Below are 25,166 nucleotides of genomic sequence, written 5' to 3' on the forward strand. Positions count from 1 at the left end.
TGCTTGCGCCGTGCGGTCCGGTGCGGTTTGAATGCGGGCGTGAGCGTTGTGCGGGAATTCGATATCTGCGTGGTCGGGCTGGGTCCGACCGGGCGGGGGTTGGCGCATCGCGCCGCGGTGGCGGGGCTGCGGGTGGCGGCGGTGGATCCCCGGCCGGAGCGGTTGTTTCCGCCGACGTTCTCGTGCTGGATCGACGAGCTGCCGACGTGGCTGCCCGCGAGTGTGATCGCGCAGCGGATCGAGGCGCCCACGGTATGGACCAAGACCGAGCATCGGATCCAGCGGCCCTACTGTGTGCTGTCCAAGGCCGGGTTGCACGCGGCCCTGGCCCTCGATGACGCCACCGTGTTCGCGGATCGGGCGCGCCGCGTCGACCAGCACGAAGTCGAACTCGCGGACGGGACGGTGCTCTCCGCGGCGGTCGTGTTCGATACCCGCGGGTTGCCCGTGCTGGGGCGGCGCCGGGCGGCGTCGGCACACGGGATCTTCGTCGACGCGGAAACCGCGGCGCCGATGGTGGCCGACGGCGAGGGGCTGCTGCTGGACTGGCGGCCCGAGAACGGTGCCGGTCCCGACGAGCCGCCGTCGTTCCTCTACGCGGTGCCGCTGGGCGACGGGACGGTGATCTTCGAGGAGACCAGCCTGGGCTTACGCGGCGGGATGCCGCAGCACGAGCTCCGCAAGCGAACGCTGCGCAGGCTCGCGACGCACGGCATCCGGCTCACCGGCGACGAGCCGCACGAGGCCGCGCACTATCCGCTGGACCAGGCGCCGCCGAAGAAGGGCACCGCGGTCGCCGTGCCGTTCGGTTCGCGCGGCGGAATGATGCACCCGTGCACCGGCTATTCGGTGGCCGACTCGCTCGCCCTCATCGACACCGCGATCGATGCCGTTCAGCAGGGCCGCGACCCCATCGCCGCGCTGTGGCCGTGGCAGGCACGGGCGGTGTACTGGATGCGGATGCGCGGATTGTGGGGTCTGGGCCGGCTCACCACCGACCAGTCGATCGCCATGTTCGAGGCGTTCTTCACCGAATCCGAACGCGGTCAGCGGGCCCTGCTCTCGGCCCACGCCGACTACACCGCGCTCGGCGCCGTGCTGTTCAACACCGTCGCCCACACCTGGCCGTTCCGCTGGCGCTACGACCTGGTCGGCTGGACCAACCGCGATCGCTGGCTCGACTACCCGTTCGCCCCCGCGAACGAAGAACGGCACGTGGGCTGACCCACGTGCCGCTCGCTGCCGGAAGGACCTACGAGGTCTCGGCGGCCTTCTTGTAGCCCACGATCGCCGGGTAGGCGAAGACCGCGATCATGCCCACGGTCCACGCCACCGTCTTCAGCAGCGGCTCGGCGACCGGGCCGCCGTAGGACAGCCCCTTCATCGCGTCGATCGCGCAGCTCATCGGCTGGTTGGCGACCACGTCCTGCAACCAGGTCGGGTAGGCGAAGACCGGGACGAAGCCGGTGTTGAAGAACATCAGCAGGGTGTTGAGGATGCCGATCAGGCTGATCAGCATCACGCCCTCGGTGATCGTGGCCAGGGCCGTCACCATCACCGCGAAACCGAGGCCGAACAGCACCGGCACGAAGATCAGCGCGATATTGGTGAGCGGGTCCTCCATGAACAGGAAGCCCAGCGGCACCGCGACGAGCAGCACGATGATCGTGGTGATCAGGATGCGCAACGCCTCGGCCAGCAGCCTGCCGGTCAGCAGCGAGGCCTTGTTCAGCGGCATCGTGTAGAAGCGGCTGAGCAGGCCCGCCGCCTTCTCGCGTTTGAAGCCGAGCGCGCTCACCACCGCGCCGGTCATGGCCGCGACCAGGGTCAGCAGCGCGGCCTGGCCGTAGATGCTCGGGATGCCGGTGGCCGCGGTGATCGAATCACCGAGCACGATGCGGAACATCAGCAGCGTCACCGCCGGATAGGCGATGGTCTGGATGGTGGTCGACGGGTCGCGCAGCCACACCATCAGCAGCCGTTTGCACTGGATCAGGCTGTGGGTGAACCACACCGAGACCGAGCCTTCCGGCTTGGCGTGCACCACGGGCAGCTCGGCGGCGGTGGCCGCCACGGACTCGGGCGGTTGGATCCGTTCGGTCGTATCCATTGTTGTCATGATCGCCTCACACTCGCCCACACCGCCAGTGGGAGGAACAGGATCGCCAGTCCGCCCAGCCACACCAGCGACACCCAGGTGCCTGCCCAGCTCAGGTGACCGGCGGCCATATCGCTGAGGGTGTGCGCGAACTGCGAGATCGGCTGGTTGCGCGCGAACGGCCGCACCCAGGCCGGGAAGCTGGCCTCGGGCACGAACCCGGTCGACATCATGCCGAAGATCAGGATCGGCAGGGTGAGCGCCTGGCTGAGCGCCTCGGGGTTCTTGGTGAGGCTGCCCAGCGCGTCGGCGCCGAGCGTGAGCACGATGCCAACGGCCAGCGCGAACCCGCAGAAGGCCAGCGCCTGCAGCCAGCCGCCGGTGAACCGGAAGCCGATCAGGTAGCCGTAGCCGACGGTCGCGATCAGCGACACCACCGACCGCACCAGACCGGCGCAGATCCGCGACATCAGCGGAACCAGCGAGCCGATCGGCATGGTCTGCAATCGTGTGCTCAGACCGGTGAGCGCCTCGAACGCCGCCAGCTGCGCGTTCGACATCATCGTCATCGCCATGGTCTGCAGCACCACGATGGGCATGACGTACTGCGCGTAGTCGATGCCCTGCACCTTCATCACGTACCGCAGCGGCAGATAGAAGGCGACGGTGACGACCAGCGGGGTGAGCACGGCGACGACCAGCTCGCCCTTGGTGGCCATGGTGCGAACGATGCGCCCGGTCAGCGCGCGCCACTGCGCGAAGCTGCTCGGTCGCACCTCGGGTAGCTCGGCGAACAGTGTGCTCGCCGCGGGAGCGGACACACTCACTAGTGGCCGCCCGAATGGCCGGTGATCGACAGGAACACGTCGTCGAGCGAGGGCCTGCGCAGCGCGATGTCGGCCAGGTCGATGCCGGCGTTGTCGAGCCTGCGCAGCGCCTCGGCGAGGGTGGCCGCGCCTTCGGGGGCCGGGATGGACAGCTTGTCGGCGCCGTCGATCTCGGCGGCGACGGCGGCCGGGACCAGGTCACCGAGGGCCTGCACGGTCGCCGGGATCCGGCTCACGTCGAGCGGGACGATCTCGCAGAAGCTGCCGCCGGTGCGGGCCTTGAGCTGATCGGCGGTGCCCTCGGCGATGACGGTGCCCTTGTCGATCACGATGATGTTGTCGCTGAGCACGTCGGCCTCTTCGAGGTACTGCGTGGTCAGCAGGACCGTGATGCCCTGGTTCTTGAGCGCGGTGACCAGGTCCCACACGCCCTGCCTGCTGCGCGGGTCCAGGCCGGTGGTCGGCTCGTCGAGGAATACCACCTCGGGCCGCACGACCAGCCCGCAGGCGATGTCGACGCGGCGGCGCATACCGCCGGAGTAGTTGCGCACGGCGCGCTTGCCCGCGCTCACCAGGTCGAATTCCTCGAGCAGGGTGTCCGCGCGTTTGCGGGCGGCCGACTTGGCCAGGCCCATCAGCCTGCCGAACAGCTCGAGGTTCTCCCGGCCGGAGAGGTTCTCGTCGAGGGCGGCGTACTGGCCGGTCATCATGATCGAGCGGCGCACGCCCGCGCTGTCGGTGAGCACGTCGTGCCCGGCGACGACGGCGGTGCCGGAGTCGGGGCGCAGCAGCGTCGACAGGATCTTGACCGTGGTCGTCTTCCCCGCGCCGTTGGGTCCGAGGATGCCCAGGACGCTGGCCTTCTCGGCCTGGAAACTGATGCCCTGCAACGCGTGCACATCGCCGAAGGACTTGCGCACATCGGACACCAGCACCGCGGGCTCACCGCCGCGCGACGCGACGCCACCTGCGGGCGAATCCACTGAGATCGAACTCGGCATCAACTCTCCACCATCGGCCGGGTGCGGCGCCCTGACCGGACGAGCGCACGCGGAATTTGCTTCCCGGTAGGTGATCCATACCGTTCGGCGCGATGTTACCGGTCCGGCGCTTTTCCGGGTCGGGACTGCGTGGACCCGGCCGGTTTCGCGCGCCGGGAGTGGTCTTGCTCACCAGGGCAGTGGAAGGGCAGTGCGCTGACCTTGTCGGCACGCTCGGCCGCCCATACGCTGGCGGCGGGGAAACACTCGTCTCACCGGCCCGCGCGCGGGCGTGTTCGATCTCGTGAGAGGTGACAATGGGCGACTCAGCACCGGCAGGCGCCGCCGCGCCGACGGGCCGATCCGACGCGCTGACGTCGTTCGACCCGCGCACCGGCGAAGAGCTCGCGCGGTATCCCGTGCACGGCCCGGCCGAGGTCACCCGCGCGGTGCGCACCGCCCGCGCCACCCAGAACTGGTGGGGCGAACTGGGATTCGCGGCCCGCAGGCGCCTGCTGCTGGACTGGCGCGCGCATATCGCCAGGCACACCGGCGAATTGGTGGAGATCCTGCGTGCCGAGACGGGCAAGCCGGAGGCCGACGCCGCGCTCGAGGTGATGCTCGCGGTGGAGAACCTGGACTGGGCCGCCCGCAACGCCGAGCGGACGCTGGGCCGAAAGCGCCTGGCCACCGGCTGGTTCACGCGCAATCAGCACGCCTCGGTCGGGTATCTGCCCCTCGGGGTGGTCGGGGTGCTCGGCGCCTGGAACAACCCGGTGTTCACGCCGATGGGGTCGATCGCCTACGCCATGGCCGCGGGCAACGCGGTGGTGTTCCACCCGCACGAGCTGACCACCGGCGTCGGCACCTGGCTGGCCGCGAGCTGGGCCGCGGTGTCGCCCGATCAGCCGGTGCTGCAGGCCGTCACCGGTGACGGGCGCACCGCGACCGCGCTGTGCAAGTCCGGCGTCGACAAGATCGCCTACGCCGGACCGGAGGCGGCCGGGCGCGAGGTGATCGCGCTGTGCGCGCAGACGCTGACACCGGTCGTGCTCGAGCACAGCGGCAAGGGCAGCATGATCGTGCACGTCGACGCCGTGCTCGACGCGGCGGCCGAGGCCGCGGTGTTCGGCGCGATGGCCAACGCCGGGCAGAACGCGTCGGGGATCCAGCGCTGTTATGTCGCCGACTCGGTCTTCGACGACTTCCTGGCCAGGGTGGCCGAGCGCGCGGCGAAGCTGCGCCCCGGCGCCGACAACCGCGCCGCCTACGGCCCGATGATCAACGCCGCCCAGGTCGACGTGGTGCGCAGGCAGGTTCGCGACGCCATCGCGCGCGGCGGGCACGCGGTCCTGGGCGGACTCGATTCCTTCCGCGACCCCTATGTGGAACCGATCGTGCTGTCCGAGGTGCCGGAGGAGAGCATCGCGATCACCGGCGAGGGCACCGGCCCGGTGCTGGTGGTGAACCGCGTCGCCGACCTGGCCGACGCGGTGACCAGGGTGAACGCGGCGGGCAACGGCATCGCCGTCACCGTCTTCACCCGCGATATCCCCAGCGCGGAGTTCATCGCCGAGCAGCTCAGGGTCGGCGTGGTGACGGTCAATTCCTCGACCGCCTTCACCGGCATCCCGGCGCTGCCGTTCGGCGGCGTCGGCGAGTACGGGCAGGGCCACAGCCACGGCCAGCAGGGTCTGCGCGAGTTCAGCCGCACGATGTCGATCGCACGCAGGCGCTACCGGGCCCCGATCCGACTATCGACCTTCGATCGTCACCCCGGGCATCTGCATACGGCGCGCGCCCTGTTCCGGCTGCGGCACGGCCGCGGCTAGGTCGCGGCGTCGTCCCGGTCGCCCTTGTCACCGAGCAGGACCGCGCCGGTGAGCGCGCCGAGCCGGGCCAGCTGCTCGGGGCGCGAGTCGAAGCGCAACAGCCGGCCGACATCGATGATCTGACCGATCGCGGCGTGCACGCGGAACCTGGCCTCGATCGGGTCGCCGTCGAGCAGGTTTGCCCATTCCAGGACGTTCTGGCGCTGGATGGCGCGCAGCCGGTGCTGTTCGGCCTGCGGAAGGTTGCTGAACTCCGCGTAGTAGACCGGCATGATCTCCGGCGTGGCGAAGGTGAGCCGGGCGTAGCGGTCGGCGATGAGGCGTGCGGCGTCGGCGCGGCTCTCGGACTCGGCCAGCGCCTCGCCGATGGCCACGGCGAGCCGGTCGCCGGTGCGGTGGAAGGCGGCGGCGAGCAGGTCGGCCTTGCTGTCGAAGTGCCGGTAGACGCTGGAGGCGTTGATGCCGACGGCGGCGCCGATCTCCTCGATGCCCGACTCGTGGTAGCCGTTACGGCCGAAGATCTTGATCGCCTCGGTGAGCAGCTGTTCGCGTTTCGACGTCACCGGCAGGCCGCGATTCTGCTTGTCCGGCTCGGCGGCGGCGGGCGCCGGCGGCAGCTCGGCCCGCACGATCGCCCAGGCCATGTCGAGTTGCAGCGCGAGGATGCGCGAGTGCGAGAGCGTGGTGCGGTGCGCGGCGATGCTGGCCAGCGAACTCAGCGCGCCGACCGCCCGCAGGGTGACATTGTCGGGGCTCTCCCCGGGGTGCAGGTCGGCGATCGGCGCCGCGACCATGGCCTCGAGTTCGCGATAGAACGCGCGGATGCGCACGCGGTCCTCGCGCTCGAGGTAGCGGCGTTCCCAGCGGTAGAGACCGGCCTCGCGCCGGAAGTCGATGTTCTGCTCGGCGACGGCGGTGAGCAGCGCGTCGAGCCGGGCCCGCGGGGGCAACGCGGGATCGTCGGCGGCCGCCGCGCAATCGCGCAGTCCCCGGGCGCCCTCCTCCGCGGCGGCGACCAGCAGGGCGTATTTGTTGGCGAAGTGCCGGTACAGCGCGGGCCCGGAGATGCCGACCTCGGCGGCGATCTCGTCCACGCCGACCGGGTAGTAGCCGCGGGCGCTGAACGCGCGCGCGGCGGCCCGCATGATCTGGATCTTGCGGTCCTTGGGCCTGCGGCGCACGACCCGCGCCGGTGCGGTGGTCGGCTCGCAGGCGCGTTCGGCCTCACTGCGATCGGCGACCATGCACTCACTTTCCGTTCCGCGAACCGGGTACTGACAACTGGCTGCGTGCCCACCGGGCGACGCCGGACCAGTCAACCTAAGTTAACCACAATTCGCAAACGTCGAGAGCCGGTCCGGGAAACGAAAACCGCCCCGGCGATACCGGGGCGGCCTTCGTCGAACGTGTCGACCCTACAGGCCGAGACCGCGGGCCAGGACCGGCCACGACAGCTTCAGCTCGTCCTTCCAGTAGCCCCACGAGTGGGTGCCGTTGGGACGGAAGTTGAAGGTCGCCGGGATACCCAGCTCGTTGAGCCGGTTGGCCAGGTTGTGCGTGCAGAAGTTGGTGCCCGCCTCGATGACGCCGCCGATGACGATCTGGTTGGCCAGACCGTAGGCGCCGGGCAGCGCGTACGGACCGTCGAGGGTGTCGTACGGGCCGGGCAGGCCGTTGCCGGTGGAGATGTAGAGATCCAGCCCGCGCAGCCCCTCGGCGTGCACGTAGGGATCGTTGGCGACCCACTCCGCCGAGCCCTGCGGGCCCCACATGTTCATGGTGTCGCCGCCGCCCCAGGTCTCGACCGTGAGCTTGACGAACTCCGAGCCGACCGGGTCGGAGGTCTGCGCGCACCCGGAGTAGGCCGCGGCCGCCTTGTACAGGCCCGGCTTGGCGATCGGCAGCGCGAGCACGGTGGTGCCCGAGGTGGACAGACCCGCGATGGCGTTCACGCCGTTGGTGCCCAGCGCGCCGTCGATCAGTGGGGGCAACTCCTCGGTGAAGAAGGTCTTCCACTTGTTGCGGCCGACCACCGGGTCGTCGGCGATCCAGTCGGTGTAGTAGCTCCAGGCGCCACCGATCGGCTGGATCACGTTGACGTTCTTGTCGCCGAGGAACTCCAGCGCGTCGGTCTTGGCGACCCAGGACGCGGAGTCCTCGCCGCCACCGGCACCGTTGAGCAGGTACAGGGTGGGACGCGGCACGGAGGCGTCGGCGGGGCGCTGGACGTCGACGATGATGTTGGTGTCCATCGCCGCGGAGTACACGTGCAGCCGCAGGCTGCGCGAGTCCTTCACCTCGGCCTTGACGATCTTGGAGCCGTCCTCGGAAACGGGGTTGGCGAGCAGGCTCTTGGAATCGATGATCGGGTCAGCCGAGGCCGGGCTCGCGCCGATGCCGGACAGCAGTCCGGCGGCCACTGCGGTCGCCGCGATCATCGCCGCGGCGCGGGAGCCACGACGCCGGGTGTGCCGACGAATCAATTTCGCACCTTCGCTTCGTTTCGAATGGGTTGCACCACGCCAGAACCCTACGGGTTACCCAGGCGATACAACAGTAGGAATCGTTACAACAGCGCGGTCACATCATGCCTCACCGGCATCACCGATGTCATCGTGCCCCGGACTCCCGGTCGCAGACATCCAGCAACTCCGCCAGGCGCGGGCCGATTTCGGCGAGCGCCTCCGGTGAGGTCATCTGATCATGCACCACCGCGACCGGCCGATCGCGGACCTCGCCCTCGACATACGGCGCCCAATTCCGCGACGCCGTCTCGTGTCCGAGCGCGCTGAAGTACTCCAGCCTGCCCCGGAAGACCGCGGGTTGGTGCTCGGCGATCAGCTCGGCCGAGCGCACCGCGCTGCGGTAGATCCGGCGCAACCGCTCGGGGGTCAGCACGGCCATGTTGGCGGGCACGATCGCGTGCAGGGCGGCCAGGCCGTCCTCGCTGAGCTCACGCACGCCCGAGGCGGGCAGCGCCGCGCTCAGGTCGACGCCGAGTTCGGCGAGCGCGTCCCGGACCGCGGTGTGGAAATCGGGGACGTCGATATCGGGGTGCGAATCGAGCATCACCAGCAGCGACACCTGCTCCCCCGCCGCCTGCAACTGGGTGGCCACGTCGTGGGCGAGCACACCGCCCAGCGACCAGCCCATCAGCCGGTACGGACCGTGCGGCTGCTGCGCCTTGATCTCGGCGACGTAGCGGCGGGCCATCTCGGTGAGCGTGCCGGGCAGGTAGCCCGCCTGGCTCAGCGCCGGCGACTGCAGACCGAAGATCGGCCGCCGCGCCGGGATGTACTGCGTCAGGCCCGCGTAGCACCAGGCCAGGCCGTACATCGGGTGGATGCAGAACAGCGGCCCGCTCGCCTCGGTGCCGTGCGGCACCCGGTTGCGGATGGGCAGCAGCACGCCGAGCGCGTCGTCGGAGTCGACGTCGTAGTCGCCGGTGTCGGACTGGGTGGCGTCGATGCGCGCGGCCAGCGCGGCGACCGTGGCGTCGGTGAAGAACCACTGCACCCGCACCTCGGCGCCGACCCGGGTGCGCAGCCTGCTGATCGCCTTGGTGGCGACCAGCGAGTTGCCGCCGAGTTCGAAGAAGTCGTCGTCGAGGCCGACCTTGCCCGCGCCGAGCACCTCCGCGTACACCTCGGCGACCGCGCGCTGTAGCGGGGTCGTCGGCGGCCGGTAGGGCCGAGTGGTGAAGGCCGGTACCGGCAGCGCGTTGCGGTCGAGCTTGCCGCTGGCGTTGAGCGGCAACGACTTCAAGGTCACCAGGGTCGAGGGGACCATGTACGAGGGCAGCGCGGTTCTGGCGTGGGCGAGCAGCGCCGCCTCGTCGAGTCCGGTGGTGCCCGCGCCGCTCTCGATGGAGTATCCGGCCGCGGGCGGCGTTGTCGCGGCCGACGGCTGCTCGGCCGTCTCGACCGGGACGACGTAACCGACCAGCCGATCACCGGTCGGGCCGTGCACCAGCGCGACGGCGGCGTGCCTGACCTCGGGGTGATCCAGCAGCACGGCCTCGACCTCACCGAGCTCGATCCGCTGGCCGCGCAGCTTCACCTGGAAGTCACTGCGCCCCAGGTATTCCAGCTCGTGCTCCGCGGTCCAGCGGACCACGTCGCCGGTGCGGTAGAGCCTGCCGCCGCCCGCCTGGGCGACGAACCGTTCGGCGGTCAGCGCCGCGGCACCGAGGTAGCCGCGCGCCAGCTGCACGCCCTCCAGGTACAGCTCGCCCGCGGTGCCGGGCGGCACCGGCCGCAGCTGCCGGTCCAGCACGTGCACCCGGGTGTTGGCCACCGGCGTGCCGATCGGAATGCTCACGGCGGCACCGGCATCGGCCCGCGCGGCGGTGACGACGGTCGCCTCGGCCGGGCCGTACCAGTTGATCAGGTCGACGCCGGGCAGCGCCTGCGCGAAGCGCCGGGCGGTCGCGCCCGACAGCGCCTCACCGGCGGCGAACACCCGGCGCAGGGCCGGGAAGCCGCCGTCGGCGCGGTCGGCGAGGAACGCGTCGAGCATCGACGGCACGAAATGCACCGTGGTGACGGCATGCTCGGCGAGCACGCCGGCCAGATAGGCCGGGTCGCGGTGCCCGTCCGGGGCCGCGATCACCACGGTCGCGCCGGTCTGCAACGGCCACAACAGTTCCCAGGTCGAGATGTCGAAGGTGACCGGCGTCTTGTGCAGGACCACGTCGCCGGGGCCGTGCGGGTAGGCGCGCTGCGCCCAGCGGAACTGGGCGACCAGCTGCCGGTGGGTGAGCATGACGCCCTTGGGCGTTCCGGTGGAGCCGGAGGTGTGGATGACGTAGGCCAGGTTGTCCGGCCGCACCGTGGCGCGCGGCACCGGCGCCGACGTCGCTGCCAGCGTGTCGACGGTGACGACGGAAACCTCGGCGGCCGTGCCGAATCCGGTCTCGGTGGTGGTGAGCACGCAGACCGGAGCGGCCGCGGCCAGCACCCGGTCGGTGCGCTCGGCCGGGTGATCCGGGTCGACCGGCACGTAGGCGGCGCCGGTGCGCAGTACCGCGTAGATCGCGGTCACCAGGTCGATGCCACGGCGCATGGCGACGGCGACCAGCGCGTCGGGACCGGCGCCCTGGGCGTCCAGCGCGGCGGCGAGCGCCCGCGCCTTCGCGTCGAATTCGGCATAGGTGAGCGAGGTTTCGCCGTCGACGAAGGCGACGGCGTCCGGCGTCTTCGCGACCTGCGCGTCGAACAGCGACAGCAGCGTCGCCTCGTCGAGCAGTTCCGGCGCGTCGGTGGCGTTGGCGGCCGACAGGACGGCACGCTCCTCGGCCAGCAGCACGTCGATCTCGGCGATCCGGCTCTCCGGCGCGGCGGTGAACCGGGCCAGCAGCATCGAGAGTCGTTGTGCCAGTGCGGTCGCGGTGGCCTCGCCGAACACGTCGCGCAGGTACTTGACCGACACCCGGAGCTGACTGTCGGCGACGACCTGCACGGTCAGCGGGTAGTGGGTGCCGTTGGCGGCGTCCATCCCGGTGACCGCGGCGGAGCCGGACGCGGCCTGCGCCAGGGCCTCCCGGTCGACCGGGAACGACTCGAACACGACCAGCGTGTCGAACAGCGCGTCGATGCCCGCGATCTCCTGGATCTCGCCGAGGCCGAGGTAGTGGTGATCGAGCAGAGCCGCCTGGTCGTCCTGCAGCCTGCGCAGCAGTTCGGCGACGGTGTCGCCGGGCCGCAGCCGTACCCGCACCGGGATGGCGTTGAGGAACAGGCCGACCATGCGTTCCACGCCGTCGAGGGTGGCGGGCCTGCCGGAGACGGTGGCGCCGAACACCACGTCGTCGCGGTCGACCAGGCGCGCGATGAGCAAGCCCCACGCGGCTTGGACCACGGTGTTCACCGTGACGCCGAGCCCGGCGGCGAGGGTGCTCAGCGCGACGGTGTCGGCCGGCGACAGCTCGAAGCCGGTTTCGCCGGTCCCGGTGGCGATCTCGCGGCCCTGGTCGACCGGCGCCAGTGGCGTCGGCTCGGCCAGGCCGGTCAGCGCGGTGCGCCAGGCCTGGCGCGCGGCGTCGAGATCCTGTTCGGCCAGCCAGGCCAGGTAGTCGCGATAGGGCGCGACCTTCGGCAGGCGGCGGGACCGCCCACCGACCGCGTAGGCCGTGAGCAGTTCCTGCAGCAGCAGCGGCGTCGACCAGCCGTCGATCAGGATGTGGTGGCTGGTGACCAGCAGGTGCGCGCCCTCGGGGGTACGCACCAGCGTGAAGCGCAGCAGCGGCGCGACCGCCATGTCGAAGTGGGCACTCAGGTCGGCGGCCTTGATCCGCTGATAGGCGGCGGCCGCCGCGTCGAGACCGGCGGGCCCGGCGGCGGTAGCGGAGCGTGACCACGCAGTGCCCTCGGGGTCGACGCCGTGGGGCACGGTGTCGATGACCTGCCACGGCACGTCGATGTCGTCGAGCACCACCTGCAGCGGGGTGCCCGCGGCGTCGGTGGCGAAGGCGACGCGCAGGTTGTCGTGGCGGTCGAGCACGGTCTGGGCGGCCTGGTGCAGCCGCTCGTCGTCCACGGCCGGGTCCAGGTCGAGCACGAACTGGGTGATGTAGGGGTCGACCGAGTTCTCCGCGAGCAGCGCGTGGAACAGCATGCCCGACTGGAGCGGGGTCACCGGCCAGATATCGCTGAGCAGCGGGTAGCGCCGCACCAGCCGGCCGAGTTCGGTCTGGCCCAGGCGCACCAGCGGGAAGTCCGACGGCGTGAATCCGCCGGCGCCGGGCCGTAATCCGTGCTCGGCGAGGCCGCCGAGCGCGCGGATCCAGTGCTCGGCGAAGGTTTTGACCGCGTCGGCGGTGAGCAGCGCGCCGGCGTAGTCGAAGCGGGCGACCATGCCGTCGTCGGTGGCGTCGACGGTGAGCACCAGCGCCAGATCGTCGGCGGCGAGGTCGGTGTGCACCCGGGCCGGGCGCAGGTCCCGGAAGCGCACCGCGAACCGGCCGCGGTCGAGCGAGCGCACGCTGTCGGCGGTCTCGACGTCGAGGTAGCGCAGCAGGCCGAAACCCGCACCGTGCGCGGGCACGCTGCGGCGCAGTTCCTTGATCTGGGCCAGCGCGGCTCCGGCGGCGGGCCCGCCCACCAGCGCATCGGCGATGTCGACCCCGTCCAGGCGCAACACCAGCGGGTAGTCGGTGGTGAAACCACCCACCACGCTCTCGGCGTCGGGCCTGCCGAGCACGCGCTGGTCAGCGCGCAGGCGGACCACGCTGCCGATGACCCGCGCGACGGCGGTGTCGGCGGCGGTGTGCAGCGCGAGCGCGGCGGCGGTGAGCAACACCTCGTCCACGGTCGCGCGGTAGGCGTCGGCGACGGTGGTGACGGCGGCGGTGCCCTCGCCGGTGATGCTCAGCGAGACCCGGTGGCGCTGGCGCAGATCGGCGGTTTCGCCTGCCCGGGACCGGATCGCGCGATGCCAGTACTCGCGTTCGGCTCGGGCGCGGGCCGAGGACGGGTATTCGGCGAGCCTGCGCACCAGGTCGCCGAGGCCTGCGTCGGGCGCGGCGGGCGCGGCGTGGCGGCCGCGGCTCCACGCCGTGGTCAGCTGGTCGACGACCGAGCGCCAGGACGGCTCGTCGAGGACGAGACTGTTCGCGACCACGACCAGGGTGGAGTTGTGTTCGCCGTCGCCGGTGAGCACGAAGTGGATATTGCGGCCCTCGTCCGGGTCGAGCGCGGCGGCGGCCGCGGCGACGATGTCGTCGACCGGTAGCGAGGACTCGCCGTCGGTGGCGTCGAGCCTGCGGAAGGCGTCGCCGGTGCGCTCGTCCTGCGACGGGATCACCAGCACCGGTTCGCTGCCGCTGCGGTCGAGCACCGCCCACAGCATCGGATGCTGGTTCATCACGGCGTGGACAACCTCGGCGACCGCGTCGTCGGAGCAGTCGACGGGCACGTCGAGCAGCACGGCGCGCGGTTCGACCGCGGTGTCGCCCGCCTCCATCAGCTGGGCCGCGGTGGCGGTCAGCGGCAGGGCGGCGGGGCGCGAGCCCGCGTCGAGGGTGACCTCGGCGCGCCCGGCGAGCGCGCCGACGGTCCGCGCGTCGAACAGGTCGCGGGGACGCAGCACCACCCCGGCCGCGGCGGCCCGTGAGACCACCTGGATGGCGGTGATGCTGTCGCCGCCGAGGGCGAAGAAGTCGTCGTCGAGGCCGACCCGGTCGTGTCCGAGGACCTCGCCGATCACCCGCGCCAGCGCCCGTTCGGCCGCGGTGCGCGGCGGCCGGTGGTCCCGGCGCACAGTGACCGGATCGGGCAGCGCGCGCCGGTCCAGCTTGCCGACCGGCGTGAGCGGCAGCTCGTCGAGGACGACGATCGCGGCGGGCACCATGTAGTCGGGCAGTACCCGGCCTGCCAGCGCGGTGAGTTCGGCCGGATCGAGCCGCTCCCCCGGTTCGGCCAGCACGTAGGACACCAGCATGGTGGCCCCGGCGCCGTTGTCGCGGCCCATGGTCGTCACCCAGGAGACGCCGGGCGCGGCGGCCAGCACCGCGTCGATCTCGCCGAGCTCGATCCGCAGGCCGCGGATCTTCACCTGGAAGTCGTTGCGGCCAACGAACTCCAGCACGTCGCCCCGGCGGCGCACGAGGTCGCCGGTGCGGTAGAGCCGGGTGCCCGGCGCCCCGTACGGATCGGCGACGAAACGTGCCGCGGTCAGACCGACGCGCCGATGGTAGCCGCGGGCGAGCTGGATGCCGCCCAGGTACAGCTCACCGGTGACTCCCTCGGGCACCGGACGCAGCCTGCCGTCGAGGACCAGCGCGGTGGTGCCCCGGATCGGACCGCCCATGTGGGTGTCGTCGCCGGGGGTCAGCGGATCGCTGATGGCGGCCATGATGGTGGTCTCGGTGGGCCCGTAGCCGTTGTGGAACTTGCGCTGCGCCAGCGTGTTCCAGCGCGCGACCAGCTCGGCGGGCACCTGCTCGCCGCCGACGACCAGGTGCCGCAGCCCCGGCACGCCTGCCGGGTCCAGGGTCGCCAGGACCGTGGGGGTGAGGAAGGCGTGGGTGACGCCCTCGGTGCGGATCAGCTCGGCCAGCTCGGTGCCGCCGACGGATCCGGCGGGCGCCACCACCAGCGTGCCCGCGCCGCCGAGGGCGAGCAGCAGTTCCAGCATCGAGGCGTCGAACGACGGCGAGGCGAAAGCCAGTGCGCGCGAGCCGGAATCGAGCTGGTAGCGCTGCTGCTGCTCGGCACAGAAGTTGGCAAGGCCCGCGTGGGTCACGACGACGCCCTTGGGCAGCCCCGTCGAGCCCGAGGTGTAGATCATGTACGCGCCGTTGCCCGTGCTGGGCTGAGCCCGCAGCTCGATCTCGCGCAGGGCCACCGAGGCGTATCCGGCGACCTCGGCGGTGAATTCACGGTCGTCGAGCGCGACCCAGCCCGCGTCGCCGGGCAGGGTGGGCAGCCCGGTCAGCTCGGCGGCCAGGGTGACACCGAAGACCGCGCCGGAATCGGCGGCCATGTGGGTGATCCGCTCGGCCGGGTAGCCGGGGTCGATCGGCACGATCATCGCGCCGGTGCGCGCGATCGCCCAGACCGCGAGCACCGATTCGACCGAACGCCGGATCGCCACGGCGACAGCGACTTCCGGCCCGGCCCCCCGGGCGATGAGACCACGGGCGAGCTGATTGGCCGCGGCGTCGAGGTCGGCGTAGGTGAAGCCGCGACCGTCGCCGCGCACGGCCACGCCCGACGGGTTGGCCAGCACGGCGGCGTCCATCAGCTGCGACAGCGTGCGGGCCGGCTCGGCGGGCGGGCCGGTGAAGGTGGTCTGCGCGATGAACTCGGCCTCGTCGAGCAGTGCGACGTCACCGACCGCCACCCCGGGATCGGCGACGAGCTCGGCGAGCAGCCGGGCGAACCGGGCGCCGAACGCCTGGATCGTCGACTCGTCGAACAGATCGGTGGCGTAGGTGAATTCGGCGTGCATGCCGCCGTGGTCGGGCAGTTCGCGCAGCGTGAGCAGCAGGTCGAACTTGGCCTCGGCGGTGCGGGCGTCGAGCGCGCCGACCGTGATGCCGGGCAGTTCGAACGCGACCGGGGCGAGGTTCTCGAACGACAGCGCCACCTGGAACAGCGGATGCCTGCCCGCCGACCGTACCGGCTGCACCGCCTCGACGACCCGCTCGAACGGGATGTCGGCGTGCGCGAAGGCCCGCAGGTCGGTGTCGCGGGTCTGCCGCAGCAGCGCGGTGAACGGTTCGGCTTCGGTGACCCGGCTGCGCAGCACCAGGGTGTTGACGAACATGCCGACGAGATCGTCGAGTTCGCGGGCGCCGCGACCGGCGATCGGGGTGCCGATGGCGACGTCGTCGGTGCCGCTGGTGCGGGCCAGCAGCACCGCGAGAGCGGCCTGCACCACCATGAACACCGTGACGCCCTCGGCCCGGGCCAGCCCGGCCAACCCGGCGTGCAACCGCGCGTCGATCTCGACGGTGCTCAGGGCACCGGCGAAGGACTGCACCGACGGCCGCGGCCGGTCGGCGGGCAGCGCGATCTCCTCGGGCAGCCCGGCCAGTTCATCGGTCCAGTAGGTCAGCTGCGCGGCGGCAGTGGAGGCGGGGTCGGCTTCGTCGCCGAGCGATTCCCGTTGCCACACCGCGTAATCCGCGTACTGCAACGGCAGCGGCGACCAGGCGGGCGCGGCGCCCTCGGTGCGCGCGGTGTAGGCCAGCACGAGATCGCGGGTGAGCGGGCCCATGGAGAAGCCGTCGGCGGCGATGTGGTGGGCGACGAACACCAGCACGTGATCATCGGCGCCCAGACGCAGCAGTCGCAGCCGCACCGGCGGCGCGGCGGTGACGTCGAAGCCCTCGGCCACGGTCCGGCGCACCTCGTCGGCGAGGTCGTCGGCGGTGACCAGCATGGGCGTCAGGTCGACCCGCACCGCGCCGGGCGCGAGGACTTCCTGGACCGGGCCGTCGCCGTGCTCGGGGTAGCGGGTCCGCAGCACCTCGTGCCGGGCGAACAGGTCGCCCACGGCCACGGCCAGCGCCGCGAGGTCGAGCGCGCCGGTCAGGCGGATGGCGGCGGGGATGTTGTAGACGGTGGCGTCGGGATCGAGCCGGTTGAGCAGCCACATCCGCTGCTGGGCCAGCGACAGCGGTAGCCGGTCCGGTCGCGGTCCGGCCACCAGCGGCAGCGCCGCGAGCTCGTCGGAGCGGTGTACCCGCAGCGCGAGGTCGGTGACGGCCGGCGCCTCGAACAGCAGGCGGACCCCGACCGCGCGGTCCAGCGCGGCGCTGATCCGGGCGGCGGCCCTGGTGGCGAGCAGCGAGTTGCCACCGAGGGCGAAGAAGTCGTCGTCGGCGCCGACCGCGTCGACCCCGAGGATCTCGGCGTAGACGCCGGCGACCAGCTGTTCGGTGGGCGTCGCGGGTGCACGGAAGGCGGCGGCCTCGAACACCGGCGCGGGCAGCGCGGCCCGATCCAGCTTGCCGTTGACGGTGCGCGGCAGCGAGTCGAGCACGACGAACGCCTCCGGCACCAGGTACGCGGGCAGCTTGTCACGCAGGGCCGACTTCAGCTGTGCCGCCTCGATATCCGTGCCGACCACATAGGCGACCAACCGGTCACCGAAGCGCGGATCGGTCCGGGCCAGCACCGCGGCCTGGCTGATCCCCGGCAGTCCGAGCAGCACGGCCTCGACCTCGCCGGGCTCGACCCGGAAGCCACGGATCTTCACCTGGAAGTCCGTGCGGCCCAGGTAGTTCAGCGCACCGCTGCGGTCGCGGGCGACGAGATCGCCGGTCCGGTACATCCGGGCGCCCGCCTCGAACGGGTCGGCGACGAAACGTTCGGCGCTCAGCGCGGCCTTGCGCAGATAGCCGCGGGCCAGCTGCGCGCCCGCCAGGTAGAGCTCACCCCGGACGCCCGGCGCGACGGGGCGCAGGCGCTCGTCCAGGACGTAGACCCGGGAGTTCCACTCGGGGGTGCCGATCGGCACACTCACCACATCGGCCGAGGTCACCCGGTGATCGGTGATCGACACCGCGGCCTCGGTGGGGCCGTACAGGTTGTCGAGCCTGGTGTCCGGCAGCGCGGTCAGCAGGCGCTGGGCCAGCGGGGCGGGCAGCGCCTCGCCGATGGCGAGGATGCGGGTGAGCGGCTGCGGCCGCGCCTCCCAGTACCCGGCCAGCGCGTCGAGCAGCGAGGGCACCGCCGTCAGCGTGGTCACTCCGGCGTCGGTGATGAGCGCGTCCAGATACGCGGGATCGCGATGCCCGTCGGGCGCGGCGATCACCAGCTTGCCGCCGCACACCGCGGCGGACCAGAACTCCCACACCGACAGGTCGAAGGTGGCGGGGGTCTTCAGCAGGAACACATCGTGGGCGTCGGTGCCGAATTCGCCTCGCAGCCACTGCAACTGGTTGACCACGGCAGCGTGCGGCACCGCGACGCCCTTGGGCCGCCCGGTGGAGCCGGAGGTGAAGATGACGTAGGCCGTGTTCTCCGGGCGCAGCGGCGCGCGCCGGTCGGCGTCGGTGATCGGCGACGGATCGGCCGACGCGATCACCGGATGGTCGACCCGCACCACCGGCGCCGCGTCGGTCCGGAAACCGTTGCTGAGCACACAGATCGGCGCCGCGGTGCCGAGGATGTAATCGGTGCGGTCGGCGGGCTGGTCGGGATCGATCGGCACATAGGCGCCACCGGAGCGGGCCACCGCGAACATGGCCACGACCAGATCGATCGAGCGTGGCAGCGCGAGCGCCACCAGCGACTCGGGTCCGACGCCCAGCGAGATCAGGTGCCGGGCGAGGCGATTGACTCTGGCCTCGAACTCGGCGTAGGTCAGCTCCAGTCTGCCCTCGGGCAGATCGGCGACCAGCGCGACGGTTTCGGGCCGGGCCAGCGACGGCAGGTCGGCCAGCGTGCCACCCGGGATCGCGAGATCCGCGGCGCCCGCGGTGATCTCGGTCGCGCGCTCGACGGAGGTGCGCAGGTCGACATCGCCGACGGCCACGCCCGGCTCCCGCACGATCGCGTCGAGCAGCAGGGCGAGCCGGTCGGCGAAGGCCCGCACCGTCTCGGCGTCGAACAGATCGGTGGCGTAGGTGAAGAAGCCCTCGATGCCGGTCGGCGTGCCGTCGGCGGCGTAGCCGTCACCGACGATCAGATGCAGATCGAACTGGGATACCGCCAGTTCCGCCGACACCGGCGCGATCCGCAGACCGGGCAGCTCCAGCGCGGCGCGGTCGACGTTCTGGAACGACAGACCCACCTGGAACAGCGGATGCCGGGCGGTCGAGCGCGGCGGGTCGAGCACCTCGACGAGCCGCTCGAACGGGATGTCGGCGGCGGCGAAGGCGGCCAGGTCGCGGGTGCGCTGCGCGGCGAGCAGTTCGGTGAACGACGCGCCGCCGTCGTAGTGCGTGCGCAGCACGACGGTGTTGACGAACATGCCGATCAGGTCGTCGAGCTCGCGCTCGCCGCGACCGGCGAACGGGGTGCCGACCGCCACGTCGGCGGCGCTCGCCATGCGGGCCAGCAGTACCGCGAAGGCGGTGTGCAGCACCATGAACACGGTGGCGCCGCTGTCTTGGGCGATCCGGGCCAGCCCGGCGTGGGTGTCGGCGTCGATCCGCACCGGCACCCGGCTGCCCGCGAGCGAGGCGACGGCGGGCCGGGGGCGATCGGCGGGCAGTTCGATCAGGTCCGGCAGCCCGGACAGCTCCGCGCGCCAGAACGAGAGCTGGGCGGCGGCGACGGATTCCGCGTCGTTCTCGTCACCGAGGCGATCCAGCTGCCACAGCGCGTAGTCGGCGTACTGCACCGGCAGCGCGGGCCAGCCGGGGGCGTGGCCCGCCGTACGGGCCAGGTAGGCCGTGGTCACATCGCGCACCAGCGGCGCCATCGAGGACGCGTCGGCGGCGATGTGGTGCACGACGACGGCGAGCACGTACTCGGTCGGCGCGTCGGGGCCGTCGCCGGTGATGTCGAGCAGTTGGACCCGCAGCGGGACCTCGGCCGTCACGTCGAAAGCGGTCGCGGCGAGCGCGCCGACGTGGTCGATCAGCGCGGCCGGGTCGACGCGGCGCACGGCGACATCGAGGTCCACCTGCTCGACCGGCAGCACCCGCTGGATCGGGCCGTCGCCGGTGTCGGGGTAGATCGTGCGCAGCACTTCGTGCCGGGCCAGCACATCGCGCAGGGCCGCGCCGAGCGCGGTCACGTCGAGGCTGCCGGTCAGGCGCAGTGCGAAGGGCAGGTTGTAGGCGGCGGCGCCGTCACCGGCGGCCGCCCCCTGGTCGAATCGGTTGAGGAACCACATGCGCCGCTGTGCGGGCGACAGCGGTAGCTCGTCGGGCCGGGCGACGGTACCGAGGCCACTGGTCGCGGTCGTCTCGGTCTCGGTGCCCAGTGTCGCGGCCAGACCGGCGACGGTCGGGGTCTCGAACAGCGCGCGCACGGCGACCCGGCCGCCGGTGGCCGCGCCGAGGCGGGCGACCAGCCGGGTGGCGATGAGCGAATTGCCGCCGAGGGCGAAGAAGTCGTCGTCGGCACCGATGTCGGTGCGGCCGAGCACTTCCCCGAACAGTCCGGCCACGAGCTTCTCCTGCTCGGTGCTCGGCGCCCGGAAGGCGCGGGCCGAGAAGTGCGGGGCGGGCAGCGCTTTGCGGTCGAGTTTGCCGCTGGCATTGAGCGGCAGCGCGTCGAGCACGGTGACCGACGCGGGAACCATGTACGCGGGCAGGGTCTTCGACGCGACGGTCCGCAGCCGGTCGGGATCGGCCGCCTGGCCGGGCGCGGGCACGACATAGGCGACGAGCTGGTCGCCGAGCTCGGTGGGCGCGACCAGCGCCACCGCCTGGCTGACGGTTTCGTGCGCGAGCAGCGCGGTCTCGATCTCACCGAGTTCGATGCGCTGACCACGGAACTTCACCTGGAAGTCGATGCGGCCCAGGTAATCCAGCCGGTGCGGCGCGGTCGTGGTGGGGCGGCGCCACACCACGAGGTCGCCGGTACGGTACATGCGCTCGCCCGCGTCGAACGGGTCGGCGACGAAGCGGTCGGCGGTCAGGCCCGGCCGGGCGACGTAGCCGCGCGCGAGCTGATCGCCCGCCAGATAGAGCTCACCCGCGATCCCGGGTGGCACCGGTCGCAGCCGCGAATCCAGCACGTAGACACGGGTGTTCCACTGCGGCAGGCCGATCGGCACCGTCCGCTCGCCCGGGCGGGCGGGCCAGTAGGTCACCGAGACCGCGGCCTCGGTGGGGCCGTAGAGGTTGTGCAGGCGGGCCGAGCTGACCTCGGCCATCGCGTCGACCGTCTCCGGCGGCAGCGCCTCACCGATGACGAACACCTCGCGCAGCGACGCCAGCGCGGCGGGTGCCGAGCCGCCGCCGGCGGGCCCGCCGTCGGATGCCGCCTGCGCGGCGAAGACGGTGAGCATCGACGGGACGAAGTCGGTGACGGTGACGTGGTGCCGGGCGATCAGGTCGATCAGATAGGCCGGATCGCGGTGGCCGTCCGGGGTGGCGAGCACCAGCGTCGCGCCGACCCGCAGCGGCATGAAGTAGCCCCACAGCGACACGTCGAAGGTGGTCGCGGTCTTCTGTAGATAGACATCGCCCAGGGCCAGTGGGTATTTCGCGAGCATCCACACCAGCTGGTTGTGGATGGCGGCGTGCGAGATCGCCACGCCCTTGGGCTTTCCGGTGGAACCGGAGGTGAAGATGACGTAGGCCGGGTGGTCGGCGCGCAGCGGCGCGCGCAGTTCGGCCGGGCGCACCGGATCGACCGGTACGCCCCGCGTATCGAGTTCGTCGAGCCGGAGCAGTTCGGTGCCCTCCGGGACCGGCATCGCCTCGGCGCTCAGCACGGCGGCCGGGCGCGCGGTGTCGAGGATGTAGGCGATGCGCTCGGCCGGATGGTCCGGGTCCAGCGGCACGTAGGCGCCGCCGGCGGTGAGCACCGCGTACATGGCGACGACGAGTTCCGGGGAACGCCGGATCGCCAGGCCGACAAGGCCTTCCGGGCCGACCCCGGCCTGGATCAGCAGCCGGGCGAGCGCGTTGACCCGCTCGTCGAACTGCCGGTAGGTCAGCTCGGTGCCCTCGTAGACGAGCGCGGTGGCGTCCGGATGCGCCTGCACCGCACGGCGATACGCGTCGAGCATCAGCTCGGGCGTCACCGGATGGCTGGTGCCGTTCCACGCGGTGAGCGTCAGTTCGCGCTCGGCGGCGGTGAGCAGGTCGATCTCGGCGATCCTCACCGAGGCGTCGGCGGCGACCGCCGCGAGCAGGTGGGTGAAGCGCGCCGCCATCGTCTCGATCGAGTCGGCGTCGAACAGATCGGTGGCGTAGTTGAACGACGCGGCCATCGGCTCGGCCGGGTCGGTGCCCGGCACGATGGTCAGCTGGAGGTCGAAACGGGCCACAGCGCCGCCGAATTCGACCGGCGTCGCATCCAGGCCGGGCAGCCGCAGGTTCGGCAGATCCAGGTTCTGGAAGAACAGCGCGACCTGGAACAGCGGGTGATGCGCCTGCGAGCGGACCGGGTCGAGCAGCTCGACCAGGCGCTCGAACGGTAGGTCGGCCTGGGCGAAGGCGGCGATGTCGGCGCGCTTGGTCTCGCGCAGCAGATCGGCGAAGCTCGCGTGCTCGTCGATGCGCGAGCGCAGCACCAGGGTGTTGACGAACATGCCGATCAGGTCGTCGAGTTCGCGGGCGCCGCGGCCGGCCACCGGGGTGCCGATGGCGATGTCGTCGGTGTGCGCGAGCCTGCTCAGCAGCACCGCGAAGGCGGCGTGCACGACCATGAACTCCGAGGCCCCGCTGCGCTGGGCCAGCGCGGCGACGGCGGTGTGCACCTCGGCCGGGATCTGGAAGCCGAACTCGGCGCCACGGCCGGTGAACACCGGCGGGCGCGGACGATCGGTGGGCAGGTCGAGCCGGTCGGGCAGCCCCGCCAGGGTGTCGCGCCAGAAGGCGATCTGGGCGGCGGCGACCGAATCGGGATCGTCCTCGGCGCCGAGCAGTTCGCGGTGCCACAGGGTGTAGTCGGCGTACTGCACCGGCAGCGGCTGCCAGCTCGGACGCGAGCGGTTGCGCCGCGCGAGGTAGGCCCCGAGCAGATCGCGCAGCAGCGGCGCGACCGACGCGCCGTCGGCGGTGATGTGGTGCAGCGCCACCGCGAGCACATGCTCACGCGGACCGAGTTCGGCCAGCGCCACCCGCAGCGGGACGCCCTGGGCGACGTCGAAGCCGGTGGTGGCGAATTCGCCCAGCCACAGCGGCAGTTCGTCCTCGGTGAGCTCGTCGACGAGCACATCGGGCACGGCCTCGGCCATCGGCAGCACCACCTGGTGGCCGACGCCGTCGACCGCCGGGTAGTAGGTGCGCAGCGATTCGTGCCGCTGCACCAGGTCGGTCAGCGCGGAGTGCAGGGCGCGCGGGTCGAACGGGCCGGTCAGCCGCAGTGCGAACGGGATGGTCTCGGCGAGGGAGGCCGGGTCGAATTGGTTGAGGAACCACATCCGCTGCTGCGCGGGTGAGAGCGGGATCAGGTCAGGCCGCTCCCGGCGCGTCGGGGCCACCGGGCCGCCCCCGCCCTGGAGCGGCTCGAGTAGCTCGGCCAGGCCGGCGACCGTGGGCCGCTCGAAGACATGCCCGGCGGGTACCCGCGCCGACAGTTCGGCGCCGATCCGGGCCGCGGCCTGGGTGGCCAGCAGCGAGTTGCCGCCGAGGGCGAAGAAGTCGTCGTCGGCGCCGATCGGGTTCTCCGGGCGCAGCAGCTCGGTGAAGATGTGCGCGATCAGCTTCTCCACCGCGCCCGAGGGCGCGCGGAACTCCTGCGCGCGCAGCGTCGGGGCGGGCAGCGCGGCGCGGTCGAGCTTGCCGACCGGGGTCAGCGGGATGGTGTCGAGCACGGTCAGCGCGGTCGGCACCATGTGCGCGGGCAGTCCGGCCTTGGCGTGCGCGAGCAGCTCGTCCAGGTCGATCCGCGCGCCCGGCGCGGCGTGCACGTAGGCGGCGAGAATGGTGGTGCCGTTGTCGAGTTCGTGGCCGACGGTGACCGCGAAGTCGACGCTGTCGGGTTCGGTGAGCACGGCGTCGATCTCGCCGAGCTCGATCCGGAAGCCGCGCACCTTCACCTGGAAGTCGTTGCGTCCCACGAACTCGACCGAACCGTCGGCGCGCCTGCGCACGAGATCGCCGGTGCGGTACATGCGCCCGCCCGCCGGGTCGAACGGATCGGTGACGAACCGCGCCGCGGTCAGCGCCGGGCGGCGGTGGTAGGCCCGGGCCAGCGCGTTGCCCGCGATGTAGAGCTCGCCGATGATGCCGTCGGGCACCCGTACCAGCCGCTCGTCGAGCACGTACTCGGTGACGTTGCGGATCGGCGGACCGATGGTGACGACCTGCCCCGGCACCATCGGCGCGCTGAAGTTGGTGCCCATGGTGGCCTCGGTCGGGCCGTAACCGTTGTACATCTCGCGCTCGCCACCGCCGGCCAGCGGCAGTACCCAGCGCCGCACCAGTTCCGGTGGACAGGCCTCGCCGCCCGCCACGATGACCCGGAAGTCGTCGAGACCCTGCGGGTCCACCGAGGCCAGGGCGGTGGGGGTGATGAACGCATGGGTGACCCGCTCCCGACGCAGCAGCTGCGCCAGATCGTCGCCGCCGTAGACGGTCGGCGGGACGACGACCAGGGTCGAAGCACCGGTCAGCGCCATCAGCACCTCGAACACCGAGGCGTCGAAGGACGGCGACGCGAGCTGCAGCACCCGCGAATCGGGGCCGAGCCGGTAGTGCTCGCGCTGGTACTCGTGGACGTTGGCCAGGCCGGTGTGGGTCACCACCACGCCACGGGGCAGACCCGTGGAGCCGGAGGTGTAGACGACGTAGGCGGGGTGGTGCAGGCGCAGCGGGCGGACCCGGTCGTCGCGGGTCACCGGGTCGCTGGACTGCTCCTCGGTCGCCCGGCGCACGGCCTCGTCGTCGAGGCACAGCCACTCGATGGTGTCGGGCAGCCGATCCATCGCCGCGCCGACCGCGACACCGAGGACCGCGCCCGCGTCACCGAGCATGTGGGTGAGCCGGGCGGGCGGATAGTTCGGGTCGACGGGCAGGAACGCGGCACCGGTCTTGGTGACCGCCCACAGCGCGAGCACCGACTCGGCCGAACGCGGGATGCCGATGGCGACGATGTCCTCGGGGCCGACGCCCCGCGCGATCAGCAACCGGGCCAGCCGGTTGGCGCGCTCGTCGAGTTCGGCATAGGTCAATCGCACGGGCGCGGACACACCGTCGGACCAGGACAGCGCGATGCCGCCCGGATTCGACTCCACCGCCACCGACACCAGTTGCGGCAGCGACTTCCCGCGCTGCGCGGCACGGGCGGACACCCGAGACGTCCGGGTCACAACAGTCCCCTCCGTTCGACGGAGCCGACTAGCCGCT

Annotated in this window: 8 protein-coding genes; 2 read left to right on the top strand and 6 right to left on the bottom strand. The window is 71.9% G+C overall.

Translation table 11 applies throughout. The annotated features are described in order from the left end of the window. The first annotated feature begins 39 nt into the window (after positions 1–39). Positions 40–1,224: a lycopene cyclase family protein gene (locus tag ACIO52_RS07105; RefSeq protein ID WP_402642374.1), complete on the top strand. Its 1,185-nt coding sequence runs from the start codon at positions 40–42 to the stop codon at positions 1,222–1,224. A gap of 28 nt (positions 1,225–1,252) precedes the next feature. Here the strand turns inward: ACIO52_RS07105 and ACIO52_RS07110 are convergent, their stop codons facing one another. Genes ACIO52_RS07110 through ACIO52_RS07120 form a run of 3 tightly spaced genes read right to left on the bottom strand, consistent with a single transcriptional unit; the run spans position 1,253 to position 3,926 of the window. Next, entirely contained in the window at positions 1,253–2,110 is an 858-nt protein-coding gene (locus tag ACIO52_RS07110) for an ABC transporter permease (protein WP_316573508.1), read from the bottom strand. 5 nt (positions 2,111–2,115) lie between these two features. Beyond that, positions 2,116–2,919 carry an ABC transporter permease gene (locus tag ACIO52_RS07115; protein ID WP_218719391.1) on the bottom strand — a complete coding sequence of 268 codons (804 nt, stop codon included), beginning with the start codon at positions 2,917–2,919 and terminating at the stop codon, positions 2,116–2,118. A 5-nt stretch (positions 2,920–2,924) separates the two neighbouring features. After that, a complete protein-coding gene (locus tag ACIO52_RS07120) occupies positions 2,925–3,926 on the bottom strand; it encodes an ATP-binding cassette domain-containing protein (protein ID WP_218719390.1) in 1,002 nt (333 codons plus the stop codon). A 296-nt stretch (positions 3,927–4,222) separates the two neighbouring features. Between ACIO52_RS07120 and ACIO52_RS07125 the strand changes: the two genes are divergently transcribed. Next, positions 4,223–5,737 (top strand): aldehyde dehydrogenase family protein, encoded by a 1,515-nt coding sequence (locus ACIO52_RS07125; protein ID WP_402642379.1) that lies wholly within the window; start codon positions 4,223–4,225, stop codon positions 5,735–5,737. Here the strand turns inward: ACIO52_RS07125 and ACIO52_RS07130 are convergent. From ACIO52_RS07130 to ACIO52_RS07140, 3 genes are all read right to left on the bottom strand, one after another. Further along, a complete protein-coding gene (locus ACIO52_RS07130; RefSeq protein WP_218719388.1) occupies positions 5,734–6,981 on the bottom strand; it encodes a TetR/AcrR family transcriptional regulator in 1,248 nt (415 codons plus the stop codon). The genes ACIO52_RS07125 and ACIO52_RS07130 overlap by 4 nt on opposite strands. A gap of 171 nt (positions 6,982–7,152) precedes the next feature. Then, positions 7,153–8,175 (bottom strand): alpha/beta hydrolase family protein, encoded by a 1,023-nt coding sequence (locus ACIO52_RS07135; protein WP_218719445.1) that lies wholly within the window; start codon positions 8,173–8,175, stop codon positions 7,153–7,155. A 172-nt stretch (positions 8,176–8,347) separates the two neighbouring features. After that, positions 8,348–25,129 (bottom strand): amino acid adenylation domain-containing protein, encoded by a 16,782-nt coding sequence (locus tag ACIO52_RS07140; RefSeq protein WP_402642383.1) that lies wholly within the window; start codon positions 25,127–25,129, stop codon positions 8,348–8,350. Positions 25,130–25,166 lie beyond the last annotated feature (37 nt).

The organism is Nocardia sp. NPDC087230 (assembly GCF_044744725.1).
GTDB classification, from domain to species: Bacteria; Actinomycetota; Actinomycetes; order Mycobacteriales; family Mycobacteriaceae; genus Nocardia; species Nocardia canadensis.